General features: G+C 60.9%; 15 protein-coding genes. All 15 read left to right on the forward strand.

Going from position 1 to position 15562, the window contains the following annotated elements:
- The first annotated feature begins 71 nt into the window (after positions 1 to 71).
- The 15 genes from B5D32_RS03840 (at position 72) to B5D32_RS03910 (ending at position 15420) form a co-directional block, all read left to right on the forward strand.
- Entirely contained in the window at positions 72 to 1394 is a 1323-nt protein-coding gene (locus B5D32_RS03840) for a carboxyl transferase domain-containing protein (protein WP_078783767.1), read from the forward strand.
- A 31-nt stretch (positions 1395 to 1425) separates the two neighbouring features.
- Positions 1426 to 1803, forward strand: a complete 378-nt coding sequence (locus tag B5D32_RS03845) for a biotin/lipoyl-containing protein (RefSeq protein ID WP_078783769.1) — start codon at positions 1426 to 1428, stop codon at positions 1801 to 1803.
- Between the two features lie 22 nt (positions 1804 to 1825).
- Positions 1826 to 3229: an oxaloacetate decarboxylase subunit alpha gene (locus B5D32_RS03850; protein WP_078783770.1), complete on the forward strand. Its 1404-nt coding sequence runs from the start codon at positions 1826 to 1828 to the stop codon at positions 3227 to 3229.
- Between the two features lie 156 nt (positions 3230 to 3385).
- Positions 3386 to 4264: a YicC/YloC family endoribonuclease gene (locus B5D32_RS03855; protein WP_078783772.1), complete on the forward strand. Its 879-nt coding sequence runs from the start codon at positions 3386 to 3388 to the stop codon at positions 4262 to 4264.
- A gap of 12 nt (positions 4265 to 4276) precedes the next feature.
- Positions 4277 to 4531, forward strand: a complete 255-nt coding sequence (locus B5D32_RS03860) for a DUF370 domain-containing protein (protein WP_078783773.1) — start codon at positions 4277 to 4279, stop codon at positions 4529 to 4531.
- 2 nt (positions 4532 to 4533) lie between these two features.
- Positions 4534 to 5112, forward strand: a complete 579-nt coding sequence (gmk, locus tag B5D32_RS03865; RefSeq protein WP_078783774.1) for a guanylate kinase — start codon at positions 4534 to 4536, stop codon at positions 5110 to 5112.
- Positions 5109 to 7376: a replication restart helicase PriA gene (priA, locus tag B5D32_RS03870; RefSeq protein ID WP_078783775.1), complete on the forward strand. Its 2268-nt coding sequence runs from the start codon at positions 5109 to 5111 to the stop codon at positions 7374 to 7376. Before gmk ends, priA begins: the two co-directional genes overlap by 4 nt.
- A gap of 18 nt (positions 7377 to 7394) precedes the next feature.
- Positions 7395 to 7910 (forward strand): peptide deformylase, encoded by a 516-nt coding sequence (def, locus tag B5D32_RS03875; RefSeq protein WP_078783776.1) that lies wholly within the window; start codon positions 7395 to 7397, stop codon positions 7908 to 7910.
- Positions 7911 to 7915: 5 nt separating this feature from the next.
- A complete protein-coding gene (fmt, locus tag B5D32_RS03880) occupies positions 7916 to 8836 on the forward strand; it encodes a methionyl-tRNA formyltransferase (RefSeq protein WP_078783777.1) in 921 nt (306 codons plus the stop codon).
- A complete protein-coding gene (rsmB, locus tag B5D32_RS03885) occupies positions 8833 to 10140 on the forward strand; it encodes a 16S rRNA (cytosine(967)-C(5))-methyltransferase RsmB (RefSeq protein WP_078783778.1) in 1308 nt (435 codons plus the stop codon). The genes fmt and rsmB overlap by 4 nt, the downstream gene beginning before the upstream one ends.
- Positions 10141 to 10176: 36 nt before the next feature.
- Positions 10177 to 11214 (forward strand): dual-specificity RNA methyltransferase RlmN, encoded by a 1038-nt coding sequence (gene rlmN / locus B5D32_RS03890; RefSeq protein ID WP_078783780.1) that lies wholly within the window; start codon positions 10177 to 10179, stop codon positions 11212 to 11214.
- Between the two features lie 41 nt (positions 11215 to 11255).
- A complete protein-coding gene (locus B5D32_RS03895) occupies positions 11256 to 12005 on the forward strand; it encodes a Stp1/IreP family PP2C-type Ser/Thr phosphatase (RefSeq protein ID WP_078783781.1) in 750 nt (249 codons plus the stop codon).
- A complete protein-coding gene (gene pknB, locus B5D32_RS03900) occupies positions 11998 to 13917 on the forward strand; it encodes a Stk1 family PASTA domain-containing Ser/Thr kinase (protein ID WP_078783783.1) in 1920 nt (639 codons plus the stop codon). The genes B5D32_RS03895 and pknB overlap by 8 nt, the downstream gene beginning before the upstream one ends.
- Positions 13918 to 13930: 13 nt before the next feature.
- On the forward strand, positions 13931 to 14791 hold the full coding sequence (gene rsgA, locus B5D32_RS03905) for a ribosome small subunit-dependent GTPase A (RefSeq protein ID WP_078783784.1): 861 nt from the start codon (positions 13931 to 13933) through the stop codon (positions 14789 to 14791).
- A complete protein-coding gene (locus B5D32_RS03910) occupies positions 14788 to 15420 on the forward strand; it encodes a thiamine diphosphokinase (protein ID WP_078783785.1) in 633 nt (210 codons plus the stop codon). The genes rsgA and B5D32_RS03910 overlap by 4 nt, the downstream gene beginning before the upstream one ends.
- The last annotated feature ends 142 nt before the right edge of the window (positions 15421 to 15562 follow it).

Genomic DNA, 15562 nt, shown 5'->3' on the forward strand with positions numbered 1-15562 from the left:
CAATTAAATGGCGGATTTTTTGTAAAGTATTTTTATAAAAAACAGTCAGCTTTACCATAGGAGGAAACTGTATGGCAGCAAATAAGCCCGGCAAGGCAGAGATCCTTGCAGCATTTTTTGATGACGGCACCTACTCGCCGCTGTTTACCGACGGCGCAGTGAGTGCTGCTTACGGCTGTGCAAACGGCCAGAACGCCTACGTCGTGTTTGAGGACGGTTCTCCCGTCGGCGTGCAGGATATTGAAAAGAATATCCGCGTGCTGGAGATGGCCGCCGAGACCGGCGCACCGGTTGTTACGTTCTATGATTCCACGGGTGCCAAGCTTGAGGGCGGTCTTGATCTGCTCAACGCCAACGCCCGCCTGACCGCAGAGATTGCGCGCGTTTCCGGCGTTGTGCCTCAGGTCGCCGTTGTCACCGGTACCTGCGCCGGCACCAACGCCATCAACGCCGCTGCCGCGGACGTCTGTGTCATGGCAGAGGATGCCGAGCTGTTCCTGAACGCTCCGTTCAACGCTGAGGACAAGGTTGCAAACGCCGGCTCTGCCGCGTTTGCCGCCAAGGCCGGTGTCGCCGCCGTTACCGCTGCGGACGCCGTTGCCGCCGCCAAGCAGGCTGCCTCCATCGTCGCCCTGCTGCCCGCCAACAATCTGGCCGGTCCTGCGCTGTTCGACTTTGCCGCTCCCTCCAAGGCTCTTGACCTCGTCAAGTACTCCGCGGCTGACGCGATCTCTGCTCTGGCCGATGAGGGCAGCACTGTGGAGCTGTACGCAGGCTACGGCAAGAACATCGTCACCGCGCTGGCTACCATCAACGGCAGCGCCGTTGGTATCCTGGCCACCGAGAAGGCCGCCCTGTGCCACAAGTGCACCGCCAAGGCTGCCCGCTTCGTTCGTCTGTGCGATGCCTATAGCATCCCCGTTGTGACCGTCGTCAACACCGAGGGCTTCGGCAAGAGCGAGGGCGACGATCAGGCTGGCGGCATCCGTCAGGCTGCCCGTATGGCCGGTGTCTACGCCGAGGCTACCACCGTCAAGGTCGCCGTACTGGCCGGTGAGGCCGTCGGCCCTGCCTACACGGTCTTTGCCGCCTGCGCCGACTGGCGTGTCGCTGTGCAGGGCTGCACCGTAGCCCCGCTGGCTCCCGAGGCCGCTGTCACCGTTCTGTACAAGGACGAGATCTTTGCTTCCGATAACATCGTCAACGCCACCAAGGCCAAGGCTGCCGCCTACGCCAAGGAGGTCTGCAGCGCCAATGCCGCTGTGGCCAACGGTGCTGCTGACGCCATTGCCGATGCTGCCACCGCCCGCGGCGCTGTCGCTCAGGCTCTGGATATGCTGGCCAGCAAGCGTACTGTGCGCCTGGCTAAGAAGCACGGCAATATCACGCTGTAATCATCAACCTTGAAATAGGGAGGACTTTTCCATGAAAAACCTGATCGTTACCGTTAACGGCGTTGCTTATAATGTCACCGTTGAGGAAGGCACCGGCGCTCCCGTTGCCGCTGCTGCTCCTGTTGCTGCCCCCGCAGCCGCTCCGGCTCCCGCCGCTGCTCCTGCACCTGCTGCCGCTCCTGCCGGTGCCGCCGGTGCTGTCTCCGTCACCGCTCCCATGCCCGGCAATATCCTGGATGTCAAGGTCAAGGCCGGTGACTCCGTCAAGGCTGGCGACACCCTGCTGATCCTCGAGGCCATGAAGATGGAGAACGAGATCAGCGCTCCGCAGGACGGCACCATTGCCAGCGTCAATGTGCGCAAGGGCGACGTTGTCAACTCCGGCGACCTGCTCATCACCATGAACTAATAGAAAGGCCGGGTGAATCACATTGGCTAAGAAACCCATTAAGATTACTGAGGTCGTCCTGCGTGACGCCCATCAGTCTCTGCTGGCCACCCGTATGACCATGGACGAGATGCGCCCCATCCTGCCCGAAATGGACAAGATCCCGTATTTCTCCGTTGAGTGCTGGGGCGGCGCTACGTTCGACTCCTGCATCCGCTTCCTGGACGAGGACCCCTGGGAGCGTCTGCGCATTCTGCGCAAGGAGTTGCCCCACCAGAAGCTGCAGATGCTGTTCCGCGGCCAGAACATGCTGGGCTACCGTCCCTACGCTGATGACGCCGTCGAGTACTTCGTCCAGAAGTCCGTTGCCAACGGCATCGACGTCATCCGTATCTTTGACGCGCTGAACGACCCCCGCAACCTGCAGACTGCCATCAAGGCAGCCAACAAGGAGGGTGCCCATGTTCAGGCCTGCATCAGCTACACCCTGAGCCCGGTACATAACAACGAGTACTTCGCCAACTATGCCAAGACTCTCGAGGAGATGGGCGCTGACTCCATCTGCATCAAGGATATGGCCGGCCTGCTCAAGCCCTACACCTGCTATGAGCTGGTCTCCGAGCTGAAAAAGACCGTCAAGATCCCCGTGGACATCCACAGCCACTACACCGCAGGTCTGGCTTCCATGTCCATCCTGAAGGGCATCGAGGCTGGTGCCGACATCGTCGATACCGCTATGAGCCCTCTGGCTCTGGGCACTTCTCACATGCCCACCGAAAGCCTGGTCGCCGCCCTGCAGGGCACCGACTACGACACCGGTCTGGATCTGAACCAGCTGAATGTCGTCCGTGCTTACTTCAACAAGCTGCGCGAGAAGTACATCGCCAACGGCCAGATCAACCAGAAGTCTTTGGGCGTTGATGCCAACACCCTGCTGTATCAGGTTCCGGGCGGCATGTTCTCCAATATGCTCAAGCAGCTGAAGGACGCCGGTAAGGAGGACAAGCTCCAGGACGTTCTGGAGGAGATTCCCCGCGTCCGTGAGGATGCCGGTTATCCGCCGCTGGTCACCCCGACCAGCCAGATCGTTGGTACCCAGGCCGTCTTTAACGTCATCATGGGTGAGCGCTACAAGATGGTCACCAAGGAGTTCAAGGGCCTGGTCCACGGCGATTACGGCAAGACCCCCGCGCCCATTAAGAAGGAGTTCAGTGATTTCATCCTGAAGGGCGAGCAGCCGATCACCTGCCGCTTTGCCGACACCCTTGAGCCCGAGATGGAGAAGCTGAAGGCCGAGGCCTCCAAGTACGCCATCCAGGAGGAGGACGTTCTGACCTACGCCATGTTCCCGCAGGTCGCGCCCAAGTTCTTTGAGAAGCGCAACGCCCGTCTGCAGGGTGTCGATGCTCTGCACGCCGACTACGAAAACAAGTCTCACCCCGTCTAAGTAAAAAAATTGCCGCTCCCGCTCTGCCGCGGGGGCGGTTTTTGTTTACCGCGCCACAAAAACTGCGTGAAATATTGCAAAATCCCGGCGTCAGCCTTGCATCTTGCGCCCAAAAATAGTAAAATATAAAATATATGTGTTTATGAGGTGTAGGTTATGGTTTTGAGCATGACAGGATATGGCCGTGCCGGTGCGCTGCTGCATGGCCGTGACATCAAGGTTGAACTTCGCAGCGTCAACGCGCGCTTTTTTGAATACTCCTCGCGCCTGCCGCGCTCCTGCGCATTTCTGGAGGACAAGCTGAAAAAGCTCGTCGCCTCCAAGGTCAGCCGCGGCAAGGTAGAACTGAGCCTTTCCATCCAGACCGTCACGGCGGCGGATACCGTCGTCACCGTCAACTGGCAGCTGGCCGAGGGCTACCGCGCCGCACTGAATGCGATGGCCGAGCGGATGGATCTGAAAAACGACGTCTCCGTCGGGATGCTGTCCCGCTTCCCGGACGTGCTGACCCAGACTGCCGCCCCGACGAATGAGGACGAGCTGTGGGAGGATGTCAGGACAGTGGCCGAGCAGGCCGTGGACGCCTTTGTCGCAATGCGCGCCGTCGAAGGCGAGAAGATGAAGGCCGATGTTGCAGGCCGCCTGACCACGATTGAAACGCTCGTCGCCAAAATCGAGGAGAACAGCGCGGGCCGCGTGCAGGCCTACAGCGATAAGCTCTACGCCCGCCTGCAGGAGCTGCTGGGGGATCGCAGCATCGACGAGGGACGCCTTGTGACCGAGGCCGCGATTTTTGCGGACAAGACCGCCATCGACGAGGAAACCGTCCGTCTGCACAGCCATGTGGCGCAGTACCGCGAGATCCTCGAGCTGGACGAGCCGATTGGCCGCAAGCTCGACTTTTTGACGCAGGAGTTGAACCGCGAGTCCAACACGATTGGCTCCAAGTGCCAGGACGTAGCCATCACGCGGCTGGTCGTCGAGTTGAAATCCGAAATCGAAAAAATTCGCGAGCAGATTCAGAACATCGAGTAACGGAGGTCCGCCATGAAGCTGCTGAACATTGGCTTTGGCAACATGGTCAATGCTGACCGCATCATCGGCATCGTCAGCCCGGATTCTGCGCCTATCAAGCGTCTGGTGCAGGATGCCCGCGAGAAGGGCGCACTGATCGATGCCAGCTACGGGCGGCGCACCCAGGCCGTGCTCATCATGGACTCTGACCATGTGATTTTGTCCGGCATCCCGCTGGAAAGCCTGACCGGGCGTGCCAACGAAGAAACTGAAGAAAAGAGGAAGTAACGATGAAAGGTGAAAAATATCTGTTTGTTGTCTCCGGCCCTTCCGGCACCGGCAAGGATACCGTTGTTGCCGCTCTGCTGAAAAAGCACCCTGAAATTCAGCACACCGTCTCCGCCACGACCCGCACCCCGCGTGAGGGTGAAAAGGACGGCATCAACTACCACTTCATGTCTGTAGCCGATTTTGAGGATAATCTGGCCCATGACCAGATCGTCGAGCACACAAAATACTGCGAGAACTACTACGGCACGCTGCGCAGCGAGATCGAGGGCCGCATGAAGCTGGGCATCCCGGTCATCCTCGTCATCGAGGTCGAGGGCGCAGGCAACATCAAGAAGATGTACCCCGGTGCAACGACCATCTTTGTGCTGCCCCCGGATATGCAGGAGCTCGAGCGCCGTCTGCGCTGCCGCGGCACCGAGGATGAGGAGACCATCCAGCGCCGCCTGAAGCGTGCCGAGGCAGAGATTGCAAACTCCGTCAACTACGACGAGCATGTCGTCAACATTGAGGTCGACTCCTGCGCCGAGAGCATTTATTCCATCATCCAGTTCAAGCTGCAGCACGGCAGCGACGAATGAGCCTGCTGCTGGCCCAGGCTGCCGTCAACGACGCGAACATCCACTTTGACAAGCTGTACTCCTACCGCATCCCCGCGGAGCTGGCCGGGAGGGTCTTTCCCGGCAGTATGGTGCTGGTGCCGTTTGGCCGGGGCAGCAAGGCCCGGATGGCTGTTGTGCTGGCTGTCGGGGAGGTGGACGAGAGCGACGCCCCCAAGGGGCTGAAAACGCTCTACGACGCCGCCCCCGAGGATGCCCGCCTGACGCCGGACCTTCTGGAGCTTGTGCGCTTTCTAAAAGAGCGCACCTTCTGCACCTGGTTCGAGGCCGTCAAGGCAGTCATCCCGTATGGCGCACAGTACCGGCCCGCTGTCGTGGACGGCAGGCACGTCATGCAAGGCCGCCTGACCCGCTCTACAGAGCGCCTGTACACGCTGGCGGGGGCGCTGCCGGAAAAGCCAAAGCCCGGCCCGCGCCAACTGGCCGCTGTCGCCGCCCTGCAAAACGGCCCGCTGACCGCGCGGCAGCTCGACGAGGTCGGTATTTCCCGGGCAACGCTGGACGGCCTTGTCAAAAAGGGCGTGCTGACCGCCGCCGAGCAGGACAAGGCCATCGACCTGTTTGCGGCCATCCCGTTTGACCCGCAGCCGCTGGAGCTGTCCCCTGAACAGCAGCAGGTTTTTAACGATCTGCTGCCGAATCTGGAGGATGCCAGACCCCACGCGGCACTGCTGCACGGCGTAACCGGCAGCGGCAAGACCATTGTGTTTCTGCGGCTTATCCAGCGCACGCTGGAGCTGGGCCGCCGCGCACTGGTCCTGGTGCCGGAGATCAGCCTGACACCACAGATGATACGACGGCTCAAGTCCACCTTCGGCAGTCGTCTGGCCGTGCAGCATTCGGCGCTCAACAATACCGAGCGCCTTTTGCAGTGGCGGATGATCCAGCAGGGAAACGCCGATATTGTCGTAGGTACGCGCAGTGCAGTGTTTGCGCCGCTGCAAAACCTTGGCCTTATCATCATGGATGAGGAACAGGAGCACACCTACCAGAGCGAGTCCGCCCCGCGCTTTGACGCCCACGATGTTGCCAAAAAGCGTGCGGTCATGGAAAACGCCCTGCTGCTGTTTGCCTCGGCCACACCACTGACCGAGACCTACCACGCCGCCGAGAGCGGCAAGCTGCAGCTGGTGCAGCTGACCCACCGCTACGGCGGGCGGCCTCTGCCCAGCGTCGATTTCATCGACATGCGCGCCGAACTGGCCGCAGGCAACCCGCGCGAGGTCAGCGTGCGGCTGGCGCGGGAACTGCAGGAAAACCTCGACAACGGCGAGCAGAGCATTCTGCTGCTCAACCGCCGCGGCTACCGCACCATCGGCATGTGCACCACCTGCGGCCATGTGCTGAAATGTCCGAATTGCAGCGTGCCGCTCGTCTACCACAAGCCGCAGCAGGCACTGTTGTGCCACCATTGCGGCCACACGGTACACCCGCTGCCGCAGACCTGCCCCGAGTGCGGCGGCAAAATCAGCTACAGCGGCTTCGGCACCCAGCGGGTGGAGGAGGAGCTGGCCGAGCTGCTGCCCGGTGCGCGCATCCTGCGTATGGATCAGGATTCCACCTCCCGCAAGGACGCGCATGAGACGATGCTTGCACAGTTTGCGCGGCACGAATATGATATTCTGCTGGGAACCCAGATGGTCGCCAAGGGCCTTGACTTTGAAAAGGTCACGCTCGTCGGCGTTTTAGGCATTGACTCGCTGCTGTTCGGGCAGGGCTTCCGCGCATACGAGAGCGTGTTCAGCCTTATCACCCAGGTCGTGGGCCGCGGCGGGCGCGCCGCACTGCCCGGGCGGGCGCTGATCCAGACATCCGTGCCTGACCACCCCGTTTTGCAGCTGGCCGCCGCGCAGGACTACAAGGGCTTCTACCGGGAAGAAATCACCTTCCGCCGGTTCAGTCTGTACCCGCCGTTCTGCTCGTTCGTGGTCGTCGGCTTCATCGGTGACCAGGAGGGGGCCGTGTTCATCGCAGCCCAGCGGTTTGGCGCACTGCTGGGTCAGCACGCCGCACAAAAGCCCAATATCCCGCTGCGCATTTTAGGCCCCGCGCCGATGAACATTACGATGCTCAACAACAAATTTCGCTACAAGCTGACGCTGAAATGCCGCAATGACGCGGCGTTCCGCGCGCTTTTGCACGAGACACTGGACGCCTACGATGCCGAAAAGCTGCCGCAGAAGGCATCCGTGATCCTCGATTTCAATTCTGATGGCGATTTATAACATTTGGAGGTTATTTTTATGGCACTGCGTACCATTGTGCAGGACGGCGACCCGATCCTGAAGAAAGTCTGCCGCCCCGTTACCAAGTTTGATGATCGTCTGGGCACTCTGCTCGACGATATGAAGGAGACCCTGCTGGCCGCGAACGGCCTGGGTCTGGCCGGCCCGCAGGTGGGCATGATGCGCCGCCTGTTCATCTGCCTGGATGACCGCGACCTGCCCGAGGAGGTTCCCGCGAACTACGAGTACAAGTTCATTGAGTTCATCAACCCCGAGATCCTCGAGCTGAGCGACGAGCAGGTCGAACTGTACGAAGGCTGCCTGTCCTTCCCGGGACATAACGGTGCGATCAAGCGCTCGAAGCACGTCAAGGTCAAAGCACAGGACCGCCACGGCGAGTGGTTTGAACTGGAGGCTGATGACATGCTCGCCCGTTGCATCCAGCATGAGAACAACCATCTGGACGGCATCACCATCATGGACCTGGCCGAGCATTTCTATGAGGACGACTACCCCGAGGAAAACGAGGACTAAAATTTATGCGCATCCTGTTTATGGGAACTCCTGACATCGCCGCCGAAAGCCTGGCCGCCCTGCTGGACGCCGGGCACGAGGTCTGCGGTGTCTTTACCCGCCGCGACAAGCCCGTGGGCCGCAAGCAGATCCTGACCGCGCCGCCGGTCAAGCAGCTGGCTGTTGAGCACGGTCTTTCGGTCTACCAGCCCCGCACGCTGCGGGACGGCTCGTCCGATGAGCTTATCAAAGAGTTGGCGCCCGACATCATCGTCGTTGTGGCCTACGGTTGCATCATCCCGCCGCAGCTTCTGCATGCGGCGAAGTACGGCTGCATCAATCTGCATGTTTCGCTGCTGCCCAAATACCGCGGCTCCGCGCCCATCCAGTGGGCCGTGCTCAACGGTGACGAGGGCACCGGTGTGACCATCATGCAGCTGGACGAAGGGCTGGACACCGGCGACATCCTGATGGTGGAGCCGGTCACCATTGGCCCCGAGGAGACAAGCGGTGAATTGTTTGACCGCGTCAGCGCCGTGGGTGCCGGAACGCTGGTCACCGCGCTGGAAAAAATCGAGGCAGGGGAGTTGACCCCGCGCAAGCAGGATAACGCTGCCGCCACCATGGCCCCGCCGCTGACGAAGGACATGGCACAGTTCGTCTTTACGCAGGATGCCGCCCACATCCACAACTGGGTGCGTGGCATGAACCCGTGGCCCGTGGCGTGGTTCGCGCAGGACGGCAAGCGCATCAAGGTGTTGGAAAGCCGCCTGGCCGAAAACCCGCAGCACGCAGCCCCCGGCACCGTGCTGGCCCTGAAGCCGCTGACGATTGCCGCTGAAAACGGCGCTGTCGCGCTGCTGACTGTCACGCCCGAGGGCGGCAAGCCGATGGCGGGCACAGCCTGGGCCGCGGGCCGCCGCCTGAAAGTGGGGGACAGCCTGTGACGCCGCGCCGTCTCGCCGTCAAGGCCCTGATTCATCAGGAGCAGGCAGGCTACGCCAACCTTGTGCTGGACGCCGAGCTGAAAAAGTGCACGCCGCCGCTGGACAGCCGCGACGCCGCCTTTGCCGCGCGCATTTTTTACACAACGCTCGAGCGTCTGCCGCTGCTGGACTATCGTATAAATCAGTTTACGAAAAAGCCCATCGCCAAGCTGGACGCGCCGGTGCGCGCCGTGCTGCGGGCGGGACTGGCACAGGCACTGTACATGAATGTCCCGCTGCCCGCCGCTGTGAATGAATCGGTCAAGCTGACGCGGGCACTGGGAAAATCCAGCGCCGCAGGCATGGTCAACGCCGTGCTGCGCCGCGCCGCTGCCGCCGATGTCTCCGAAGCCGATTTTGCCGACCCTCTGGACCGGCTCTCGATCTACTACTGCCTGTCCCGCCCGGTGGCCGAGCTTTTCTATGCGCAGTTCGGGGCGGAGGCGTTCCCCCTGGCCGCTGCATTTTATGAAAAGCCTAAGACGACGATCCGCGTCAACACACTGCGCACGAACGATACCGCCCTGACCGCGCTTTTGCAGCAGGAGGGCCATACCGTGACGCCCGGCCCCTGGCCGGGGGCGCTGGTCGTGGAGTTTGCCGGTTCGCCCGCCGCGAGCGCGGCATTCAAAAAAGGGCTTTTCCATGTGCAGGGGCTTGCCAGCCAGTTTGCCGCGCTCTGCGTTGACGCACTGCCGGGGCAGCAGGTGCTCGATTTCTGCGCCGCGCCGGGCGGCAAAAGCCTGACGTTGGCTGAGGCCATGCAGGACAAAGGCCAGCTTGTCAGCGGCGAGTTCGTGCCCAGCCGCGTGCCGCTTTTGCAGCAGGCGTTTGACCGCTGCGGCATCACCTGTGCCGTAGCGGTTGAAAATGACGCCACACAGCACAATTCCGACTGGCCAACATTTGACCGTGTGCTCTGCGATGTGCCCTGCTCGGGTTTGGGCGTTATCGCCAAAAAGCCGGACATTCGTTACAAGGATTTGGACGGGATAGAGAATCTGCTCGCTGCCCAGCAAAAAATCCTGCAAAACGGCGCAGATTCACTTGCCGAAAATGGCCGTTTGGTGTATTCTACCTGTACAGTGAACGATAAGGAGAATCAGGCCCAGGTGGAGAAATTTCTCTCCGCCAATCCTGATTTTCACGTTGTACTGCCAAAGACGGCGCTGCCGGGGGCGGACATCACGCCGCTGGGCACGCTGTTTTTGCCCCACAGAACCGGGACGGACGGTTTTTTTGCCGCCATCCTGGAACGAAACTGACTGTAAACTCGTTCTTATAAAAGGAGGTGACCCCGCATGGGCGAAAAAATCTGTATTTCCGACCTGACGCTGGACGCGCTGACGGCCTACATCGTGGGACTGGGTCAGCCAAAATTCCGCGCCAAGCAGATTTTTAAATGGCTGCACCAGAAGCTTGTGACGGAGTTCTCCCAGATGACCGACCAGCCCAAGGCGCTGTTGGCCCAGCTGGAGGAGCAGTGCACGATTGCAGCCCCCGTCATCCGCCGCCGCCAGCAGTCCAGGGACGGTACGGTCAAGTATCTTTTGCAGCTGGCCGACGGCAACTGCATCGAGACCGTGCTCATGCGCTACAAATACGGCAATACTGTCTGTGTGTCCACCCAGGTGGGCTGCGCGATGGGCTGCCGGTTCTGCGCTTCCACCCAGGCGGGCCGCGTGCGCGACCTGACGGCAGGGGAGATCGCGGCGGAAATTTACACCGCACAGAAGGACACCGGCGAGCGCGTCTCCCACATTGTTTTGATGGGCATCGGTGAGCCGCTGCACAATTTTAATAATGTGATGGACTTTCTGGAGATCATCTCCTGCCCGGAGGGCGTCAACATCGGTATGCGCAACATCAGCCTGTCGACCTGCGGCCTTGTGCCTAAGATCGACGAGCTGGCGAAGCGCCATCTGCAGCTGACACTGTCTGTCTCGCTCCATGCGCCGGACAATAAGACCCGTTCCGGCATGATGCCGGTCAACGATGCGTTCCCGCTGGAGCAGCTGATCCCGGCCTGCCGCCGCTACCAGAAGGAGACGGGCCGCCGCATCAGCTTTGAGTATTCGATGGTGCGCGGTGTCAATGACAGCAGTGAGATGGCGCAGAAGCTCGCCAACCTCATCAAGGGCATGGGCGCGCACGTCAACCTGATTCCCATCAACCCCGTGGACGGCAGCCCCTATTCTGCCACCGACGATGCCAATGTGCACCGCTTCCAGAAGGAGCTGGAGGCACTGGGCGTCAACGCCACGGTGCGCCGCCGTCTGGGTACCGACATCAGCGCCGCCTGCGGCCAGCTGCGCCGCGAGGACGCGCAGGGAAAATGAGTCTTGCTCCGCAACGGAGCAGCGGAAAGGAACCAACCCGAATGAAGATTGCCGCGATCACGGACATCGGCAGCTGCCGACAGGAAAACCAGGACAATTACTGTGCGCAGCAGCTGGCAGGCGGCACCGCCTGGGGCATCGTCTGCGACGGCATGGGCGGTGTCAACGGCGGGCGCATTGCTGCACGCATTGCCACCGACACCATGCAGCAGTATTTTGCCCGCCACATGAAGGCCCTGCAGCCTGGCATGGAAAAGACTTTCATCATGCGCGGGTTCGACATCACGAACCGCGCCGTGTATGAAAAGTCCACCTCTGACCCCGAGATGCAGGGCATGGGTACCACCGGCGTCTGCGCCTACGCCAGCCGCGGCATGGCCCATGTGGTGCACGCCGGGGATTCCCGCGCCTACCTGTTCCACGCGGGCGGGCTGCGGCAGATCACCCGCGACCACTCGATGGTGCAGCAGCTCGTTGACAGCGGCCAGATCACGCGGGAGCAGGCTGCCGTCCACCCGCAGAAGAACCTCATCACCCGCGCGCTCGGCGTCTCGGCCAACATTGTGCCGGAGTACAACCGCTGCGAAATCGAGGAGGGGGACATCCTGCTGCTGTGCACCGACGGCCTGACGAACATGGTCGCGGACGATGACATTGCGCAGGTACTGCGCGAGGTTCCTTTTTTTGATGCAACCAGCATTTTGGTAGACCGCGCCCTGCAGGCGGGCGGTCAGGATAACATTACGGTCCTGCTCATGGGCGTGGAAGCTACGGAGGTCAACAATGGATAATCTGATTGGCAAACGGCTGGATGGCCGCTACTCAATTGAAAGTCTCGTGGGTGTCGGCGGCATGGCCAATGTCTACCGCGGCACTGATTTAAAAACGGGCAACCAGATCGCCGTCAAGGTATTAAAAGACGAATTTCTGGACAATGAGGAACTGGTCCGCCGCTTCAAGAACGAATCGAAGGCGATCTCCATTCTGAGCCATCCCAACATCGTCAAGGTCTATGACGTCTCTGTCACCGACAAATTGCAATACATCGTCATGGAATATGTGGACGGCATCACTTTAAAGGAATATCTCAAGCAGCGCGGCGGTGCCCTGACCTGGAAGGAGACCGTGCACTTTGCCACCCAGATTTTGAGTGCTCTGCAGCACGCCCACTCCAAGGGCATCATTCACCGCGACGTCAAGCCGCAGAACATCATGCTGCTGGCAGATGGCTCCATCAAGATGATGGACTTCGGCATCGCACGCTTCTCCCGCGCACAGAGCCAGACCGTCAGCGACAAGGCCATCGGCTCAGTGCACTACATCAGCCCCGAGCAGGCCAAGGGTGAGCGCACCGACGCCCGCACCGACATCTACTCTGTCGGCGTTATGCTGTACGAGATGCTGTCGGGTCGCCTGCCGTTTGACGGCGACGGTGCAGTGTCCATCGCCATCATGCAGATTTCGGAGAAGCCGAAGCCGCTGGCCGAAATCGCACCCCAGACCCCGGCAGGACTGCGCCAGATTACCGAGAAAGCCATGGAAAAGGACCCCGACAAGCGCTACCAGAGCGCCCAGGAGATGCTGGCCGCTATCGAGGAATTCAAGCGCAACCCGTCCATCCAGTTTGCGTATGAGTACCGCAGTGCCGAGGACAACCCGGAAAGGAACATCAACCGCGTGGTAAGCAACACAAAGCCCAGCCCGAAATCCACCAGCATCCACACAGGTGACGCCCGTCGTGTCGGCACCTCGAACCCGGGCCGCAGCAAATCTGCCCAAAAGAAGAAGAAAAAGGCATCCAAGGGCTTTTCCCTGCTGCCGATCTTCTTCGGCATGGCCGTGGCGTTTGTCATCGGCGCTGCCATCCTGATCTATCTGATCTTCACCAATTCCAGCAACCTGCTGTTCTCTAACCGTGCCGATGTGCAGGTCATCAGCTTTGTGGGCATGACAAAGGACGAGTTTCTCGCCACCGACTACAACAACCTGCTGCGCGCCGAATTCCCGGAGGAGTATTCCAGTGAACCCGCGGGCACGATCATCCGCCAGACCCCCAAGGCCGGGCGTACCGTCAAGGAAAAGCAGCGCATCGTGCTGACCGTCAGCCTGGGCACCCAATACGTCACGATCCCCGAGACGAAGAACATGGTGGCCGAGGATGCCGAGCAGACCCTGAAGGATATGGGTCTGCGCGTGACCAAGAAGCCCATGTCCGACAACTCCGTGGCCAACGGCGCTGTTGTCTACACCCAGCCCGCCGCCGGGGAGACCGTCGAGGGTGACTCCACGGTCATCCTGTACGTCAGCCGCTCCGAGGTCAGCAAGGAGAGCCAGGTCCCGAGCCTGACCGGCAAGACCATCGAGGAAGCCCGCAATGAGGTCAAGGGGCTGAACCTGTCCATCCGCACAATCGAGCAGGCCAGCGAACAGCCCGCGGGCACGGTACTGAGCCAGAGCCCCGATGCCGGTTCCACGGTCCGTAAGTCGAGCGTCATCACACTCGTGGTGTCCACCGGCGTGCCCGAGGTCGTCGCCACCCCCGAGCCAGTCGAACCCACTGTGAACGAGGACGGTACCATCACCGTGCAGGAGAGCTGGTGGCCGAGTGCTGACGGCAGTCACCAGATCCATCAGCTGACCGACGGTACCATGTGGAACGAGAACGGCCAGCGGTGCGACGCACAGGGCAACCCCATTGCCTGATGTGGGGGAAGTCATGGCGTATATTACAAAGGGCATCGGCGGCTTCTACTATGTAAAGACGCCGGACGGCATCGTCGAGTGCAAGGCGCGCGGCATCTTCCGCAAGCGCGGCATCACGCCGGTGGCGGGAGACAACGTCACCCTGTCCGACGACGGCACAATGATCGATGAGATTTTACCGCGCAAAAACGTCTTTATTCGTCCACCGATTGCCAATCTGGATATTCTGTTCATCGTTACCAGCACGACCCAGCCTGTACCCAGCACGTTGGTGCTGGACCAGCTGGCCGCCGCTGCCATCTACAAGGATGTGCAGCCCGTGCTTGTTGTGACAAAATCTGATTTGGCCGCTGCCGATATGCTGCGCACCGCCTACGCGGGCAGCGGCATCCCGCTGGTGCAGCTAAATTACGAGACCGGCGAGGGCCTTGACGAGGTCAAGGGCTATATTGAAGGGCATCTCTGCGCCTTCTGCGGCAACTCCGGCGTCGGTAAATCGACGCTGCTCAACACGCTGGCCCCCGCGCTGCACCGCGAGACCGGGCAGATCAGCCAAAAGCTGGGCCGCGGGCGGCACACGACTCGCGAGGTTGAAATTTTTGAGATTTGCGGAGGGCGTCTGGCTGATACGCCGGGCTTTGCCAGCCTGGAGGCGCAGAAGCTCTGCCGCATCCCGAAGGATGATCTGCAGCACACCTTCCCGGAGTTCGGACCCTATTTCGGGCAGTGCCGCTTTACGGGCTGCTCCCACCGCAGTGAGACCGGTTGTGCTGTGCGTGAGGCTGTCGAGGCCGGGACCATCAGCAAAACGCGCTATGCAAGCTACCTTGCCATGTATGAGGAAGCCAGCGCACGGAAGGAGTGGGAGAAATGAGCAGGCGTGCCGTGATTCTTTCCGCCGTGCCGGTTTCCACCGCACTGTGCCGCTATGTGCAGCCCGGTGATTTTGTTGTGGCCTGCGATGCGGGCTACCGCAATGCCGAACGGCTTGACCTGCGCCCCGACCTCATCGTCGGTGACTTTGACTCCGCCCCGCAGCCCAAAACCGAGCACGAGACCATTGTGCTGCCCCATGTGAAGGACGATACCGATACCCAGTACGCCGCCCATTGGCTGCTGGAGCACGGCTATGACGAGATCGCCCTGCTAGGCGCTCTGGGCGGGGCACGGCTGGAGCACACGCTGGCCAACCTTGCCACCGGGCTGTATCTTGCCAAAAACGGCGTGAACGTCCTGCTGGCCAACGAGCGCAGCGAGCTGCGGTATCTTGTGCCGGACCGCGAGCTTATTTTGCAGCGCAGGGACTGGAAGTATCTCTCCCTTTTCCCGATGGAGGGCCGGCTGACCGGCGTCTGCATCCGCGGCGCGTTCTACCCGCTGGAAAACGCCGTGCTGACCGCGGACTATCCGCTCGGCGTCAGCAATGAGTTTACCGCGGACACCGCACAGCTGCAATGCTCCGGCGGCTGCGGTCTCGTTGTGCTGACCCGCGACGATGCGTAACACCGCAGCACTGCCCGGCATAGTATGGCGTACACAAACACGGAAAGTGAGGTGTATGCCATGCATGTGGTCGTAGTTCGCTGCCCGCGCGCCTTCCGTTGGATCTTACGCGCAGCCTTCAAGGTCTGAATCCAAATTTTTC

It is taken from the genome of Gemmiger formicilis (assembly GCF_900167555.1).
GTDB lineage: Bacteria > Bacillota > Clostridia > Oscillospirales > Ruminococcaceae > Gemmiger > Gemmiger formicilis.